The organism is Pseudoalteromonas espejiana DSM 9414, from assembly GCF_002221525.1.
Classification (GTDB): Bacteria; Pseudomonadota; Gammaproteobacteria; order Enterobacterales; family Alteromonadaceae; genus Pseudoalteromonas; species Pseudoalteromonas espejiana.
The window spans coordinates 30,481-45,189 of sequence record NZ_CP011029.1; the positions used below are offsets into that span (position 1 = coordinate 30,481).

Here is a 14,709-nt window from a genome sequence, read left to right on the forward strand (position 1 = left end):
GGAGTTTTTATGTATTTTTCATCTTTTGTAACCACGTTACAACACACAGGTAATGTAACTATGCGGTTACTACAGCAAAGCGACATGCCTATTATTTGTCAGTGGCTTACACTGCCTTATGCGCATTTTTGGGGTATGAGTAAACACACACCCGAGCAAATGTGCAGCGCCTACCAAGATATAATTAACAACCCACATCATCATGCGTATGTTATTGAGCAAAATAATGAGCTACTTGCCCTTGTTGAGCTTTACAGTCCAAAGCACGACAAGCTACTTGCCGCTGCCTATGAGGTAATGCCAAACGATACGGGCATGCATATTTTACTTGCCCCAAATACAAAGCCCAAACGCCATTTTAGCTTTGAAATAATGCAGTGCGTATTGCACAGTATTTTTACCCATAACGATAATGCGCGGGTAGTGGTAGAGCCCGATATTGCCAATAGTAAAATTCATACCTTAAATAAGCGTTTAGGCTTTGTGCATACTAAGCAAATAACTCTTGGTGATAAAAACGCATACCTTGGATTTTGTAATAAAGCCGCGTTTGAAACGCATGTAAATTTACATCATAAAACCCAAGCGCATATAAATTCTGACTATGTAAAGTTTGATCACTGGCAGTGGGCAAACAGGCACTTACAAAGTAAGGCCATTAGCGAGCTTGTACACGAGCGATTATTGGTTGCAGAGCAAACCCCACATGGTTTTAAAGTTAATATTGAAGGGGGTTACTTTTTATTTAATGGCCGCGCTATGGCGCTTAACCACATAGATATAGACGAGCCAAGCTTATGTTTTTATAACCTTAACAATGAGCAAGTAGCGCTTGATGTACTGCACTTTTTTAGTGTGCAAGGCCCTGCACTGGGTTTAACTGGCGAGCGTTTAGCCACCTACCTTGAAGAGCTTAACGCCACACTTGCCAGTGCCTGTTATAAACGCGAAAACAACACGCTTAGCGCAGCCGAACTTGCGAAATTAGGGCTGCAACAAATAGAGGCTGCAATGAGCGAAGGCCACCCTGCATTTGTGGCTAATAATGGCCGAATTGGTTTTAGCAAAAGCGACTTTTTACGCTATGCGCCAGAAGTGGGTAAACCGTTTAAAGTGCTGTGGTTAGCGGCGCACAAAACAGTATGTGATTTTGCTTATAGTGAATACTTTAGTGACTACCCAAGCCATATTAGTGGCGAGCTTGATTTAACCACTCGTGATGCGTTTAACAAAGCGCTAAAAGCGCAAAACTTAAACCCCGACGACTACCTATTTATGCCGGCTCATCCGTGGCAGTACCAACATAAATTAAGTGTGGTGTTTGCCAACGAGTTTGCCAATAACCGCTTAGTGTATTTAGGAGAAGGCGACGATTTATATCAAGCGCAGCAATCTATTCGTACGTTATATAACTGCTCGCACCCGCATAAACCGTATTTAAAAGTGGCGCTGTCTATTTTAAATATGGGCTTTATGCGCGGGCTTTCGCGTGCATATATGGCGGTCACTCCGGCCATAAATGATTGGGTGTTTAATAAAGTAAACCACGACCCAACACTTAGCGCGTGTAACTTTACAGCACTTAGAGAGTACGCCACGTTAGGGTATGCACATCACACTTTTGAGCAAAGTGCACTCGGTGATACACCGTATCGTAAAATGTTTGCGTGTTTATGGCGCGAAAACCCAAACCATAATTTACAAAATAATGAGCAGCTCACCACCATGGCCGCATTGCTGCACCTAGATAACAACGGTAAAAGTATGGCAGGTGCATTAATAGATCAAAGCGGTTTAACCGCACACGCTTGGCTGCAAAGCTATTTTAACGCCTACCTTATTCCTTTAGTGCATTGTTTTTATGCCCATAAATTAGTGTTTATGCCCCACGGCGAAAACCTCATTTTAAAGCTTAAAAATTCAGTGCCTGTGGGCGCTTACATGAAAGACATAGGCGAAGAAGTCGCGCTGCTTAATAGCACTGAGTCTTTACCTGAGGAAGTGTCGCGTATTCATATTGCCATGCCTAAAGAGCTTGAATTACTAAGTATATTTACCGATGTATTTGACTGCTTTTTTAGATACCTAGTCGCTATTTTAGTAAGAGAGGCGCGCATTACCGAGCACGATTTTTGGCAAGGCGTTGCGCAAAGTGTAAACGCGTACCAACAAGCCAACCCCGCCTTAAATGAGCGCTTTAAAGAGTATGACTTTTTTAGTGATGAATTTGCACACTCCTGCTTAAACCGCTTACAGCTTGGCAATAATAAGCAAATGGTTGATTTAACCGACCCCGCAGGCAGCTTACAGTTTGCAGGAAATTTAGATAACCCGGTATCGGCAAAGCTGTATGGCTAAGCCTAACACCCTTTCGCACTTTTTGTTTTGCCCAAATGAGCCGGTTGCTGCGGCTCATCCAAGCTTAAATTTAGTGTATGTATTGGCTTCACATTGCAAGGCGCACTACCCCCATGCGCCTACGCAATTTATTAGCCGGCATTTATATTTGCAGCTTTGTTGGCAAGCTATTTATGCCTATTGTTATTGGCATACGTGCAAACACAACACGCATGATCCAATGCAGTTACAGTTAAAAATGTGCGGCGCGTATAGCCGTGGGTTTACCCTTACAGGCGCGCCTTTATTAAGTAAAGCTGAGCAAAGTAATGCACTAATTGAATTTGTAAGCTGTGTAGGTAAGTGGATAAATATTAACTATGCGCTGGGTAAAAAAGAGCAAGGCCGGTTGTTAATCGACACCCTTAACAGTGCATTTGAGCGCGCTCATAGCTTAAATTTAGCAAGTGCTGAGCACATTACACATTGCCATCAACAGTTACATAACTTAATCAGTAATCACTTTAATTTACACACCCCATTTAAATTAACGCCTAAGCGCTTAACGTGCTGTCGTTATTATTTAGCAGGTTATAACAAATGCCAAACCTGCCCAAAAAAGGATATTAAAACCAATGAACACACGTCTTAAAACGATTGACCTTGCCCGAGGTGCGAGCGTTTTTATTATGATTTTAGTACACACTTTATGGATGTACTCGAGCACGGAGTTGCAAAGTGAAAGCCTATTTGGCGCTGTTATTCATATACTTGGCAAAGGCACAGCCTCGTTTTTGGTGGCAATGGGGCTATCTATGGCACTTTCGCGTAGGCAAACACCCATGTTATTAATTAAGCGCGGCATACAGCTTTTACTACTTGCGTATTTAATGAATGCGGCAAAGTTTTGGCTACCCATTGAGGTATTTAACACCATGCCCGAGGCATTTATAAATGCGTACGGCTGGCAAAGTCCGCTCAGTGCGGGGCAATTACAATTTATGGTGCTCACAGGTGATATTTTACAACTTGCCGGAGTAAGCTTATTGCTATTTGGGGCACTTAATATTGCCCGTTGGAAAACCGCATGGATTGCATGCTTAGCCATTGCTATTGCACTTGTAAGCCAGTTTGTAAGGGGGCAGCAGTTTGCACTTTCGCCGTATATAAGCGATTTGTTTTTTGCTAATAACTACCAAGTTTATTTTCCGGTGTTTCCGTGGATAAGCGCTATATTAACCGGCTACGTGCTTGGGCGTTTATACATAAATAGTCAGCATAATGCTGCGTACTTATTTAGTGTATGCGCAAAGTTAGGTGCTGCATTATTAATTATTGGTACAGCGTGGCTTATTGCTGATTTTAAGGGGCAGTTTGGCAATTTTTTCCATTTAAATGGCGGCGGTATTATTTATTTAATCGGTTTAAATTTATTTGGTTTAGCTGTAATAGAATATGTATTTGGTAATAAATTCAACGGCCCTATTACACGGGCTCTTTTGTATGCGAGCAAGCATGTAACGGCCCTTTACATTATTCAATGGGTGCTAATTTGCTGGCTTATGGGCGTGTTTGGTTATCACACTCAGTCACTGTGGCCAACACTGTGCTTAATGGGCCTTATGGGTTTACTAACCTTTGCAGTGCACAAAGTGTATTTGCAAACTAAGCAAACCATACTCGCAATTAAGCAAAAGCCTAAGCGTACAGCATAAACTAAACTCTCTGGGCTGTTACCGGTAAGGTAATAGCCAGCCATAACAAAACGTGCACCAAAAAATGAGCAATATACTCATGAGCTAAGAGTATATAAAATAGTTAACGAGTGCAGTCGTGCTTTTTATTTACCTCGTTATTTATATGCAAGATTGTGTATTCGTCAGTTATTTTGTTTGGAGTTTAGTTTGAAAGTAGAACAGCCTGTATTAGGCAAAACTGGCACGTTAATTTTTTTAGTTATTTTAGGGCGTGTTGATCTTTGCGGATTGAAATTTGTTCAATCTAGGGGGGATTAAATCGCGGCGCGAGATTTGTAACCTAGTGGGCTAAGTAAAAATCGAGCAACAAAGAGTTTATCGCCCCTAGGCCGAACCCGAAGGGCAGCGCATGTTTGGCATTTATGCTGCGTTATCGCCTATTTATGTGGAATAACCACACTTCATAGGCTCTGCCTTGCCTAAAAGCCAAACACACTGCTGCAAATTCAATCATCAAAGATCAACACGCCCTAGGGCGTGTTGATCTTTGTTGAAAAAGTAAATGGCATAGCAACAAGGTATAATTGGTTTCGCCAAAAATCAAACATACCACCGAGAACGGATGTTGCTATGCCAAGAACAATGTTAACAGATAAACGCTGGTTAAAGCTCAAAGAATTAATGCTCAATAGTGGTCGAGTTTATAATAAATTTGACCACCGAATGACGCTAGAAGGTATTTTGTATCGAATGCGCACAGGAATTCCTTGGCGAGATTTACCACCACACTTTGGGCTTTGGAGTACTGTGTTTAGGCGCTTTAACTTATGGTCTAAGAAAGGCATTTTAAATACTATTTTTAAACATTTAGCCCTCATCACTGATTCTGAATGGCTATTCATTGATGGCAGTATTGTGCGAGCACATCAACATAGTAGTGGTGCAAAGAGCGACAAAGATGAGTCGATAGGTAAAAGTCGGGGTGGCTTTTCAACTAAGATTCATCTGGCCGTTGATAGCTATGGATACCCAGTACACTTTGAATTAACAGGTGGTCAGCGAAATGACTTTGTTATGGCAGAAAGCCTAATAAAACATTCGCCTAAAAGTGACTATGTGATTGCTGATAAGGGCTACGATAGCCAATCAATTCGTGACTATGTAACTGAGCATGGAAGTGAGCCACTAATCCCTCGGCGTAAAGATAACACCAAGAAAAACAATGATATGGATTGGGATCTATACAAGTATCGACACTTAGTTGAAAATGCGTTTGCACGAATAAAGCACTTCAGAGCAGTATCAACTCGGTACGATAAATTAGAAAGGAACTATGCATCAATGGTTTCATTAGCATTCGCTATTATGTGGTTATCGATGCATACCTGACTAAAATACAAACAAAGATCAACAACCCCTAGTGCATTTCCCCCTTTAACTACCGATTTATATTTACCTGCCTTACCTACTATGGTTGAGAAACTAAATACCAATCAAGCCATGGTTAACTTAACGCTTAGCGTATATTTTGCAGCCTACGCAATAGGATTATTATTTTGGGGACCGCTAAGCGAAAAGTTTGGTCGTAAACCTATTTTACTTACGGGCCTTGGAATATACGTAATAGGCAGCGTACTTTGCGCGTTATCTAACTTTGTAGAAATGCTAATAGGTGCTCGCTTATTACAAGCCTTTGGCGGAAGTGCAGTAACGGTTGTAGCTACGGCAATAGTTAAAGATTTGTACGATGGCCGCGAGCGAGAAAAAATTATAGCCACTATTATGTCGCTGGTTATTATTGCTCCTATGGTTGCCCCTGTGCTGGGCGCATTGCTATTAAAAATTGCTAATTGGCATATGATGTTTGCTGCTTTGGCGGTATTTGGTTCGTTGGCTATGCTTTTTACCTTTTTTTACCGCGAAACCTTGCATACACGTTACGCAGGGTCTGTATTTCAGTCGTGGGGGCGTTTAGCTATGGTTGTTAAAAATCCGCCATTTTTATCGCTATTGGCTGTTTTTACTATTGTGCCTATGGCGTTAATGTCGTTTTTAGCTGCGGGTTCATACGTGTATATAAATGGCTTTGGTTTATCTGAGCAAGCCTTTAGTTATGCTTTTGCCGCTAATGCGCTGTGCGCGTCGTTTGGGCCAACGCTTTATATGCGGCTTTCTAAGCGTGTATCTATAAAAAAAATAATTACCGCTAGCTTTTTAATACTCACAGCATGTGGTGTTAGCACTATTTTTATAGGCGGTTTATCGCCTTGGATTTTTGGTGCGCTGGCAGCAATAGCTACTTTAACCGTTATTATTACTCGTGTACCCGGTACTAACCTAATGTTAGAGCAGCAAACAACGGATACGGGCTCTGCTGTAGCTGTTATTCAGTTTTGCTCTATGATTGCAGGCGCAATAGGCATGGCGCTTGTATCGCTTAATCCAGATACGTTAATTAAAAACTTAGGGTTTATTCAGCTAAGTATTGGCCTTATAGCGCTTACTTTGTGGCTAGTATTTAAAAATAAGGCGTATGTAAGCGCCTATATGTCTAAGGTTTAAACTCTCTAAAACCCAAAAGGTAGTACAGCAAATAAATCTGGCTGTACTGCCTTTTTAAAGTTATTCCCCTGTTTTTATTGCTTCAATTACTGTATTCATACGTTTTGCCATTGGCCTATTACGATGATGACACACATAAATATTTTCACTGATTGGATTAGCTAGATGATGCGTTTTAATAAGCGCAGGTTTATTAAAAGCACTTACTGCGTGCGCAGGTAAAACCGTAAAACCCAGCCCTAAACTTACCGGCTCCAGTATTAAACTTATTTGGTTAGAAAACCCCGTGCGCTGAATTTGATCAACATGTTCAAACTCACTGTAGTTTTCGCTAAGTAATAGCTGTGCGTGGTGTTTTGCATCGGGGTGGCCAATAAAGCCAAGCTCACATAAAACCTCCCACGTTGGGTTTTTAATATGTGCGGGGGTAACTAATAATAGAGATTCTTTACCTATTTTGTGGCTGGTAACTTCGCTAAGCGTGGGGGCTTGGGTTAAAAAGCCTATGTCGGCACTGTGGTTTGCCACAGCTTGCTCTACACTTATATTGGGTGCAAAGCGATAATCAATATTAAGCTCGGTATGCTCAGCCTGTAATGCTAATAACTGGCTATAAAATTGTAGCCCACAACTACCTGGCGATTGTATTTTTACTAGGCCGCTGTAAGGCGAGTCATCTTTTAATTGTTGCTCTAAAAATTGCCATTCTTTTAATAACAAGCTGCCTTGTTGATACAGGTTTTGCCCATGTACGGTAAGGGTAAATTGTTTGCCGTGGCGCTCCAATAGCGCGCAGTTTACTTGTTGCTCAAGCTTTTTAATATGCTGGCTCACGCCCGATTGGGTCATAAAAAGGCGCTCGGCAGTTTGGGTAAAATGATTTACCTCAACCAACGTACAAAACGTGTTTAACCATGTAGGGTTTATCATTACAAAACATACTCAAAATGATGATTAATGATAATTTTACTTAATAACGGCTAATTCGTAAACTAACTTCATCAACTAATCACAGTTAAAGAGGACATATTATGAGTCATACATATCCACGTAGTTTTTCGCACATTGGTATTTCAGTACCGGATGTTGAAAAAGCCGTAGAGTTTTACACTAAGGTGATGGGCTGGTACACCATAATGGAGCCTACCGTGATCACTGAAGATAACAGCCCAATTGGCGAAATGTGTACCGATGTATTTGGTCCAAATTGGGAAAAATTTAAAATAGCGCACCTTTCAACAGGCGACCGTATTGGTGTAGAAATTTTTGAATTTAAAGACCAAGAAAACCCTAAAGACAACTTTGAATACTGGAAAACCGGTATCTTTCATTTCTGTGTACAAGACCCAGATGTAGAAGGCTTAGCGGATCGTATTGTTGCTGCAGGCGGTAAAAAACGTATGCCAGAGCCACGTTACTACTCCCCTGGTGAAAAGCCGTACCGCATGATCTACATGGAAGACCCATTTGGTAACATCCTTGAGATTTACAGCCACAGCTACGAGCTTATTTACAGCGCAGGCGCTTACTAAACGTAGCTAGTTTAAAAAAGTTTAGCTAAAAACAAAGGCCGCAGTATTTATTACTGCGGCCTTTTTATTTATTACATGATTAAATTTTTAAAGGTGTTAACTTTTAGCACCAAGCGAGCTATGTAAGGCATTTTTATAGGCCTCATACGCGGGTATAGCTGAGGTAATAATAGCCGCAACAGTAATAACGGCGATTACTTTTAAAGTCTCTATATTAAGCATGTTTGCATTTAAAAATAAGCCGTACGTGGCGCCTAGCCAATCCCCTAAAAGCCATAAAGTTAAACTCAGCAAAGCTGCCGCTGCTATGCTTGCCAGTATTACTAAAATTAAGGCCTCTACCAGTACTAAGCTAAAAATAACGCTTGGCCCTGCGCCCAGTACACGTAGCACGGCAATTTCGTTTTTACGCTGCGCCATAGAGGCAAGTAACATGGTTGATAAGCCAAATAACGACGATACCAACACCAAAATACCAATAATGCGCAGTAGGTTTTCAACGGTTGCCATCATTTGCCAAAGCTCGGTCATGGCAACACCGGGTAACACAGCCATTAACCTGTCGGCTTTATAGTTGTTTATATCGCGCTGTAATTTAAAGGTGGAAAATTTAGACTTTAAACCGAGCATTACTGCGGTAATGCTCTCGGGAGTGGTGTTTACTGAGTCTACATTATTAAGTAATTTAGCTTGTTTTGCCGGTGATAAATGTATGGCCTCAATAGCGTTTAAGCTTACATGTATGGTTTTATCAACAGGTGTGCCGGTGGGGCTAAGTATGCCCTTAATTATAAAAGGGGTGTTGTCGTGATGGGTAAAGCTTGTGTTACCAATACCATGAGCAATCACTACGCTTTGGCCAATTTTATAATTGAGCTTTTTGGCTACATCGGACCCTATCACCGCTTCAAATAATGCTTTAAATGGCTGGCCGCTATTAAAAGTAAGTGGTTGCTTAGTGCCGTATTTAAAGTGTTCAAAGTAGCTATTATTGGTGCCCATTACTCTAAAACCACGGTGCGAGTCGCCAAGCGAAATGGGAATTGCCCATTTAACTAATGAGCTGCCTTTTAGGGTTTCATAGCTTTTGTAATTAATATTACTGGTGGGGCTGCCCATTCTAAATACCGAGTAAAGCAGCAGATTTAACTGCCCACTAGGTGCGCCTACTATCATATCTACATCTGAAATGGTTCTGTTAAAGCTCTCTTTGGCTTGTTGACGAATATGCTCAACACTTAACAGCACGCTTATACTTATAAGTAATGATAAAAAAGTAAGTATGACCGATTTTCGCCTACTGGCTAAGCTGCTCCACGCTAACGATACTAGCATTTGCTGCCCTCCTCTTTTAAAAGCGAAGTTACATCAACACTTAGCTCAAAAAATTGTTGTAAGTGCATGTCGTGACTTACAAATACAAGCGTTATGCTGTGCTGCTTACATAAATCAATGAGTAAGGTCATAAATGCATCGCGCGATGCGGCGTCTAATGCTGAGGTGGGTTCGTCAACTAATAGCAGTTTTGGTTTATTTATTAAAGCGCGGGCAATGGCCACACGTTGTTGCTGGCCAACACTTAGTGTATTTGCTGCTTTGTGCAAAATAGTAGTCGGTAACTTAAGCGCTAAAAGCAGTGCGCTCGCCTCTTGCTCTATTTTTGTATTGCCCGTTTTTGCAAAGTAACTCGCCAGCTGAATATTTTTTAAAACACTTAAATACGGTATTAAATTAAACTGCTGAAACACCACGCCAATGTTCTGGGCTCTAAATTTATCGCGTTTTTTTGACGAAAGCGTTGAAAATGCTTGCTCAAGCAAGGTTATATCGCCACCTTGTGGTGTTAGCACTCCTGCTAACAAATTAAGTAATGTGGTTTTACCTGAGCCAGATTCGCCGTGTAAAAACACTTGCTCCCCCTGCTTTACTTGCCAAGTGGGAATATAAAACGAGGTTTTATCGGCTTTGTGGTACTTATAGTTAAGTTGATTAATATGTATGGCAAAGGGAGTTGAGGCCGAAGAGAATGTATTAGGCAAAGATGAGACTCCTATGGTTTGATAATGGCTGATATGTTATAACGTTTTTCCTGAAGCCCTAAGCCAATTGAGATGAAAATATGTCAAAAAATGTAACTAAAATGGTTGCTTGGTTTGTTATAGCCTTAGCCAGTTTAGTATTTACCTGTGAGTCAGTGGCTAAAAGTTCAAGCTACGAAGAAATAGAGTGGATTCAGTTAATGCCTAAAGACGATTTAGACGCACTGCTTAATCCGCCAGAGTATTTAACCGAAATTGAAGATGGCTCAGAGCAAGACACACTCGATAGCCTAGACGCTAAGCCGTTCGAAAACGAGCAAGATAAACGCTATCAGCAAGCATTAAGTTCCGCACGAGTAATTGAGAGCTATAATAATAAAAAGATTCGCGTGCCTGGTTTTATCGTGCCGCTTGAATCTGAAGAAGGTAAGCGCATTAGTGAGTTTTTTGTAGTGCCTTACTTTGGGGCATGTTTGCATATGCCACCACCGCCGCCAAACCAAATAATTTATGTTAAATTTGAACAAGGCGTTGAGCTGCAAAGCCTATACGACGCATTCTGGTTTGAAGGGAAAATAACAATAAATACCGTAGAAAACGAATTAGGTACATCGGCTTACGAGCTTAAGTTAGACCGAGTTTTACCGTACGAGGAATAATATGAATAAAAAATATCTGCTCTGCTCATTAGTATTAGCAAGTGCGTCTGTTGGCGTTAATGCGTGCGAATTTCACTCAGGGGTTGGCTTAAATCAGTTTCATCCGTTTGCTCGTCAAAGCTTTCAGACGCCTATATTTGAGCGTTTTTCTGTAAAGCACGCTAAACAAGCGCAAGTAAATGTTGGCGATACAAGCACAGCTAATTTTGGCTACTTAGTGCCTAAACGTTACAGCGCGGTAAGTGTTAAGTTTGTAGCGCCACAAGGTATTAAACTTATCAGCAAGCCTTCAATATTATTAGAGCGTACACGCGGAATACACAGCATAAAATACGTTGCTAATAAACCCGGTAAATCAGAAATTTTGGTGCAAATAAGCGGCCTTTTAAATGCAAAGCCTTTTACGCTAGAGCAAAAAATAGAAGTAACAGCGAGTTAAATACATTTAACTTATAAATAAAAATAAGGCTAACGTTATGTTAGCCCTATTTTTGTAGCTTTAAATAAAAAGTGATAAGTGCGCGTTAGGCACCTTTACCACAACACTTTTTATATTTACGGCCGTTACCACATACACACGGATCGTTTCGCCCTACTTTAGGCGTACCACGCGTAATAGGGCTTTGCGGTGGCGGGCAGCAGCTTGTGTTAGTGCAGCCTGAACTGGTTGGCGTTGAAGGTTTATCTGTCATGTTTTTTCCTTTTTAAATAACCTGAGCTCTGGTTAAATAGTGTCTACCAAGAGCCATACATAGGGTTTGGTAGTAAAAATAAAGACTTTCCAAGCTTTGGTTGTAACGTGTTTATATTAGCCGATTCTTGCGTGATGCCGCTAAAGTCTTCTATGTTATCACCTATCTGAAATTTTATAACCTGCGGTTGTTGCCAATTATTTTGCGTGCCTTTAGGTGTATAGCAATCGGCTTTACCTTGTGTTATTTGTTGGCGGCGAAGGTCTTTATCGTTAATAAAGTGTGTGCCATCTACAGCGGTTTTATCGGCCTCAGAGCGGCCCATTAAACAGGTGTTTTCAACCGTTATTGGCAAGCCAACGGCTTTAAGGTTATTCCATGTGTGTACATCGTTTGCTTTATCGCGGTTGGTAACTAAGGCTACTTTGCCGCCTTGTTTGTAAAGCGCTTCTATAAACGATTTAGCACCAGGCACTAGCGTTGCGTTTTCGCTTTTTACCCAAGCTTGCCACGTATCTGGGGTATAACCTTTACCGCTCAGTTCGGTTTGCTTTTGATAGGCCGAGTTATCAAGTACGGTTTCATCTACATCCATCACGGCCACCCAGTTAGTTGCAGTGCGCGGTAATTGCGCAACTGCGGTTTGAGCTTGTTGATACATGTAAGTTGTTAATGCCTGATACTCTTTACTGGTTGTTTGCCACAAAACCGATGCCGATAGTGCATTTGCATTATCTGAAATTGAAACCGATACCGCGCAATGGTCGCTCAGCATAGCCTCTTTTTGCATATTCTTAAAAAGGTGTACTTGAGCAGAGTTTGCAATATTTGTAGCGTCCATTTTACCCACAATTATATGATCAATGGGCGCAGGATAGCGTGCTTGGCAACCAGGTAAATTTTTAGTTGTTATGCTTGTTGAGCGCTCATTACTTATTAAAGTGCGGGTTAATCGGTTATAGGGAGCAGAAATACGATGGTTAAAATCACCCAGTACAATGTATGGTGTGTTTGTAGTTTCTCGTTTTGCTATCCAGCTATCTAAAACAGGCGCTTGTTGGGCATAGGTTTTACATGCTGGCGAGTCACTTTTAAGGTAGTCATCTACAAAACAGCCGCTTTTCATGTGTACGTTAAGTATATCGGTGGGGCCTTGCGGCGAGTTTACTGTTAATTGTAAACCATAACGTAGCCCTGTTTTTGTTAAACCTAGCGGCTCAAAGGGCGTACTTTTTAATACAGAAATGCTTTTTTTAACTGCAAAAGCCACTTTTTGCTGAGTTGATAAAGCCCCAGTTTTACGGCACGTGTAAGCGGGGCTTGCAGCCCTATTCGACACAATAAGTTGCCACTCACTTTGGGGAAATATTTGCTTTAATGCCTCTTTAGACGCCACCTCTTGCAGGGCGAAAACGTCGGCATTTAACGAATTTGCATAGGCTTTCATGGCTTCAATATCGCTAGGTGTTCTGGGTTTACAGCCTGTATTAATGGGGTAAGCTAAGTGCTCAACGTTCCACGTTACTACTTTTAATGGCTGCGCTGTGTTTGCCATTTGTGCGCTATGCTCAGCCGCGGCACTATTTGTATTTTTTGGTGTTACGCTAGAGGTACAGCCAATACTAAGTGCGCCAATAAAAGTAATCGTTAATGCATTAAGCACTTTCATGTATTTAGTCCTTTGTTGTTAGAGTTCGTTTGCCAGTTTTTTATAGCCTTTTACTAAATCGTGATTGGCCGAGACCACCGATTCAGAAAAGCTTGAGTACTCTGGCGGTACTTTACTTATGCTGTTTAAATCAAAGCCGGGCTCTATATTGGTCATTGGCGGCACATGAAAATCGTTTGGTAAGTTTAACCCGTCAATTACACAGTTGTGCCTTACTACACAGCCATTGCCAATTTCTGATCTAAATACTACCGAGTTAAAGCCAATAAATACATCGTCACCTACACTACATGGGCCATGTATAATTGAACGGTGCGCTATAGATGTACGCTCGCCTATAGAAACCGCCGCCCCGATTTAGAATGAATAACCACACCATCTTGTATGTTTGAATTTTTTTTAATAACAATAGGCTGCATGTCGCCGGTGTCGTCTACTTCGTCGGCTCTAATTACTGCATAGGGGCCAATAAATACGTTGTCTTCAATAATTACTTTGCCGCAAATAATGGCTGTTGGGTCTATAAATGCACTTTGCGCTACGCTCGGCATGTGGCCGTTTGGATTTTTTCTTAACATGTTTACTCCTTACTATTTAACAGTGTGGCTATGCAAATTTTTGGTCGTACACTACGGCATTGTGCGCATGTAGGCTTTCTTGGTGCTCAACTTTAAAGTGGTAGTCGCAAATATCTGTATTTTGCTCAAGGGCGTGCTTTAACCTGCGGGCGGCATCTTCACAAAACAGTAGGTTTTCGGCGTTTAATTTGGCAAAGGCTTGCTCGTCTTCTCGTTTTACCGCGGTTTGTACTGGCGTGCCTATGGCTTGTTCCATTTGCGTAATAAGAGTGGGTAAATCAGGAAGTTGCTCGCCTTGTAAGCTCATGTTTATATACGCATACGAGCGCTGGCTGTGCGGTGTAGCTACACTGCCTTGCTGCGATGTAAGCCACTCTAACAAGGCATTTTTATCAAGCTGTTGCTCTGTAAATTGCTCTGCTACGGCGTCGCTTAACGCTTGCCTAGAAAGCGCGGCCGAACACGGGCACGTGCTAGAATAAGGAATTGTTAGGCTAAGCTCGGTTTTAATAACGCCATTTGTAATGGTTTTGCTAATAGCCACCGGATACGCCTGAAACCCAGATTGATTAGATAAAAGCGCGGGCTTATTTATTACAAGCTCAAAAGCTAAATCTACTTTGGCACTTAAGCTTAAGCCTTGCTGAGAGCTCAGCATGTCTTCAACTAGAGTTGTTAAAACTTGGCCATTGAGCGGCTTATTAGCCAGTTGTTCATTAAGCAATAAATACAAGCGCGACATATGTATGCCTTTTGCATTTGCTTTATCAAGGCTAACAAATATGCCTGCTTTGGCGTGAGTATGTAGTTGCTCACCTTTGTTATTTAAAATATGTAACGGCAGTGAAACCTCTTCCATACCCACCCATTGTAGTGGGCGTGCATTAAGAGAATTAGGCTGCGAAGTAATATCGGGCAAATGGCTTTTAGCATTCATAAATTTA

At 41.4% G+C, this 14,709-nt stretch carries 15 protein-coding genes and 2 pseudogenes; 8 read left to right on the forward strand and 9 right to left on the reverse strand.

Annotated features, from left to right (window positions below):
* The first annotated feature begins 9 nt into the window (after positions 1-9).
* The 5 genes and pseudogenes from PESP_RS16995 to PESP_RS17015 all read left to right on the forward strand — a co-directional run.
* A complete protein-coding gene (locus tag PESP_RS16995; RefSeq protein WP_089349226.1) occupies positions 10-2,358 on the forward strand; it encodes a GNAT family N-acetyltransferase in 2,349 nt (782 codons plus the stop codon).
* Positions 2,351-2,989 carry a hypothetical protein gene (locus PESP_RS17000; protein WP_089349227.1) on the forward strand — a complete coding sequence of 213 codons (639 nt, stop codon included), beginning with the start codon at positions 2,351-2,353 and terminating at the stop codon, positions 2,987-2,989. Before PESP_RS16995 ends, PESP_RS17000 begins: the two co-directional genes overlap by 8 nt.
* The gene (locus tag PESP_RS17005; protein WP_089349228.1) at positions 2,973-4,052 is read left to right on the forward strand and encodes a heparan-alpha-glucosaminide N-acetyltransferase domain-containing protein; all 1,080 of its coding nucleotides are present in this window, start codon (positions 2,973-2,975) and stop codon (positions 4,050-4,052) included. Before PESP_RS17000 ends, PESP_RS17005 begins: the two co-directional genes overlap by 17 nt.
* A 612-nt stretch (positions 4,053-4,664) precedes the next feature.
* Positions 4,665-5,423 carry an IS5 family transposase gene (locus PESP_RS17010; protein WP_089346266.1) on the forward strand — a complete coding sequence of 253 codons (759 nt, stop codon included), beginning with the start codon at positions 4,665-4,667 and terminating at the stop codon, positions 5,421-5,423.
* A gap of 51 nt (positions 5,424-5,474) precedes the next feature.
* Positions 5,475-6,596: pseudogene (locus tag PESP_RS17015) on the forward strand (multidrug effflux MFS transporter); the annotation flags it as partial.
* Between the two features lie 60 nt (positions 6,597-6,656).
* On the opposite strand, the gene PESP_RS17020 reads toward PESP_RS17015, so the two are convergent.
* Positions 6,657-7,526: a LysR family transcriptional regulator gene (locus tag PESP_RS17020; protein WP_089349230.1), complete on the reverse strand. Its 870-nt coding sequence runs from the start codon at positions 7,524-7,526 to the stop codon at positions 6,657-6,659.
* Between the two features lie 101 nt (positions 7,527-7,627).
* On the opposite strand from PESP_RS17020, the gene PESP_RS17025 reads away from it, so the two are divergent.
* Positions 7,628-8,128, forward strand: coding sequence for a lactoylglutathione lyase family protein (locus PESP_RS17025; RefSeq protein WP_089349231.1), 501 nt, complete (start codon positions 7,628-7,630; stop codon positions 8,126-8,128).
* A 96-nt stretch (positions 8,129-8,224) separates the two neighbouring features.
* Here the strand turns inward: PESP_RS17025 and PESP_RS17030 are convergent, their stop codons facing one another.
* Together PESP_RS17030 and PESP_RS17035 are read right to left on the reverse strand one after the other, a co-directional pair.
* Entirely contained in the window at positions 8,225-9,463 is a 1,239-nt protein-coding gene (locus PESP_RS17030) for an ABC transporter permease (protein ID WP_089349232.1), read from the reverse strand.
* A complete protein-coding gene (locus tag PESP_RS17035; protein ID WP_371862738.1) occupies positions 9,457-10,167 on the reverse strand; it encodes an ABC transporter ATP-binding protein in 711 nt (236 codons plus the stop codon). The genes PESP_RS17030 and PESP_RS17035 overlap by 7 nt, the downstream gene beginning before the upstream one ends.
* 80 nt (positions 10,168-10,247) lie before the next feature.
* Between PESP_RS17035 and PESP_RS17040 the strand changes: the two genes are divergently transcribed.
* Complete coding sequence (locus PESP_RS17040) at positions 10,248-10,826, forward strand: DUF3299 domain-containing protein (protein ID WP_089349234.1); 579 nt, start codon at positions 10,248-10,250, stop codon at positions 10,824-10,826.
* 1 nt (position 10,827) lies between these two features.
* Positions 10,828-11,265, forward strand: a complete 438-nt coding sequence (locus PESP_RS17045) for a hypothetical protein (protein WP_089349235.1) — start codon at positions 10,828-10,830, stop codon at positions 11,263-11,265.
* Between the two features lie 85 nt (positions 11,266-11,350).
* On the opposite strand, the gene PESP_RS17050 is transcribed toward PESP_RS17045, so the two are convergent.
* From PESP_RS17050 to folE2, 6 genes and pseudogenes are all read right to left on the reverse strand, one after another.
* On the reverse strand, positions 11,351-11,518 hold the full coding sequence (locus tag PESP_RS17050; RefSeq protein ID WP_089349236.1) for an SEC-C metal-binding domain-containing protein: 168 nt from the start codon (positions 11,516-11,518) through the stop codon (positions 11,351-11,353).
* Between the two features lie 43 nt (positions 11,519-11,561).
* On the reverse strand, positions 11,562-13,187 hold the full coding sequence (locus PESP_RS17055; RefSeq protein WP_089349237.1) for an HAD family acid phosphatase: 1,626 nt from the start codon (positions 13,185-13,187) through the stop codon (positions 11,562-11,564).
* An 18-nt stretch (positions 13,188-13,205) separates the two neighbouring features.
* Positions 13,206-13,343: a hypothetical protein gene (locus PESP_RS20635; RefSeq protein WP_245852280.1), complete on the reverse strand. Its 138-nt coding sequence runs from the start codon at positions 13,341-13,343 to the stop codon at positions 13,206-13,208.
* Positions 13,344-13,478: 135 nt separating this feature from the next.
* Positions 13,479-13,544 (reverse strand): annotated as a pseudogene (locus PESP_RS20770) (hypothetical protein); the annotation flags it as partial.
* Positions 13,523-13,765, reverse strand: coding sequence for an LbetaH domain-containing protein (locus tag PESP_RS20545; protein WP_214631493.1), 243 nt, complete (start codon positions 13,763-13,765; stop codon positions 13,523-13,525). The gene PESP_RS20545 and the pseudogene PESP_RS20770, both read right to left, overlap by 22 nt.
* 28 nt (positions 13,766-13,793) lie before the next feature.
* Complete coding sequence (folE2, locus tag PESP_RS17065; protein WP_089349238.1) at positions 13,794-14,702, reverse strand: GTP cyclohydrolase FolE2; 909 nt, start codon at positions 14,700-14,702, stop codon at positions 13,794-13,796.
* Between the last annotated feature and the right edge of the window lie 7 nt (positions 14,703-14,709).

Coding starts and splice junctions, on each gene's coding strand:
- folE2 (WP_089349238.1), bottom strand. CDS start 14,702: ATGAATGCTAAAAGCCATTTGCCCGATATTACTTCGCAGCCTAATTCT.
- PESP_RS20635 (WP_245852280.1), bottom strand. CDS start 13,343: ATGACCAATATAGAGCCCGGCTTTGATTTAAACAGCATAAGTAAAGTA.
- PESP_RS20545 (WP_214631493.1), bottom strand. CDS start 13,765: ATGTTAAGAAAAAATCCAAACGGCCACATGCCGAGCGTAGCGCAAAGT.
- PESP_RS17050 (WP_089349236.1), bottom strand. CDS start 11,518: ATGACAGATAAACCTTCAACGCCAACCAGTTCAGGCTGCACTAACACA.
- PESP_RS17010 (WP_089346266.1), top strand. CDS start 4,665: ATGCCAAGAACAATGTTAACAGATAAACGCTGGTTAAAGCTCAAAGAA.
- PESP_RS17020 (WP_089349230.1), bottom strand. CDS start 7,526: ATGATAAACCCTACATGGTTAAACACGTTTTGTACGTTGGTTGAGGTA.
- PESP_RS17030 (WP_089349232.1), bottom strand. CDS start 9,463: ATGCTAGTATCGTTAGCGTGGAGCAGCTTAGCCAGTAGGCGAAAATCG.
- PESP_RS17000 (WP_089349227.1), top strand. CDS start 2,351: ATGGCTAAGCCTAACACCCTTTCGCACTTTTTGTTTTGCCCAAATGAG.
- PESP_RS17005 (WP_089349228.1), top strand. CDS start 2,973: ATGAACACACGTCTTAAAACGATTGACCTTGCCCGAGGTGCGAGCGTT.
- PESP_RS16995 (WP_089349226.1), top strand. CDS start 10: ATGTATTTTTCATCTTTTGTAACCACGTTACAACACACAGGTAATGTA.
- PESP_RS17040 (WP_089349234.1), top strand. CDS start 10,248: ATGTCAAAAAATGTAACTAAAATGGTTGCTTGGTTTGTTATAGCCTTA.
- PESP_RS17055 (WP_089349237.1), bottom strand. CDS start 13,187: ATGAAAGTGCTTAATGCATTAACGATTACTTTTATTGGCGCACTTAGT.
- PESP_RS17025 (WP_089349231.1), top strand. CDS start 7,628: ATGAGTCATACATATCCACGTAGTTTTTCGCACATTGGTATTTCAGTA.
- PESP_RS17045 (WP_089349235.1), top strand. CDS start 10,828: ATGAATAAAAAATATCTGCTCTGCTCATTAGTATTAGCAAGTGCGTCT.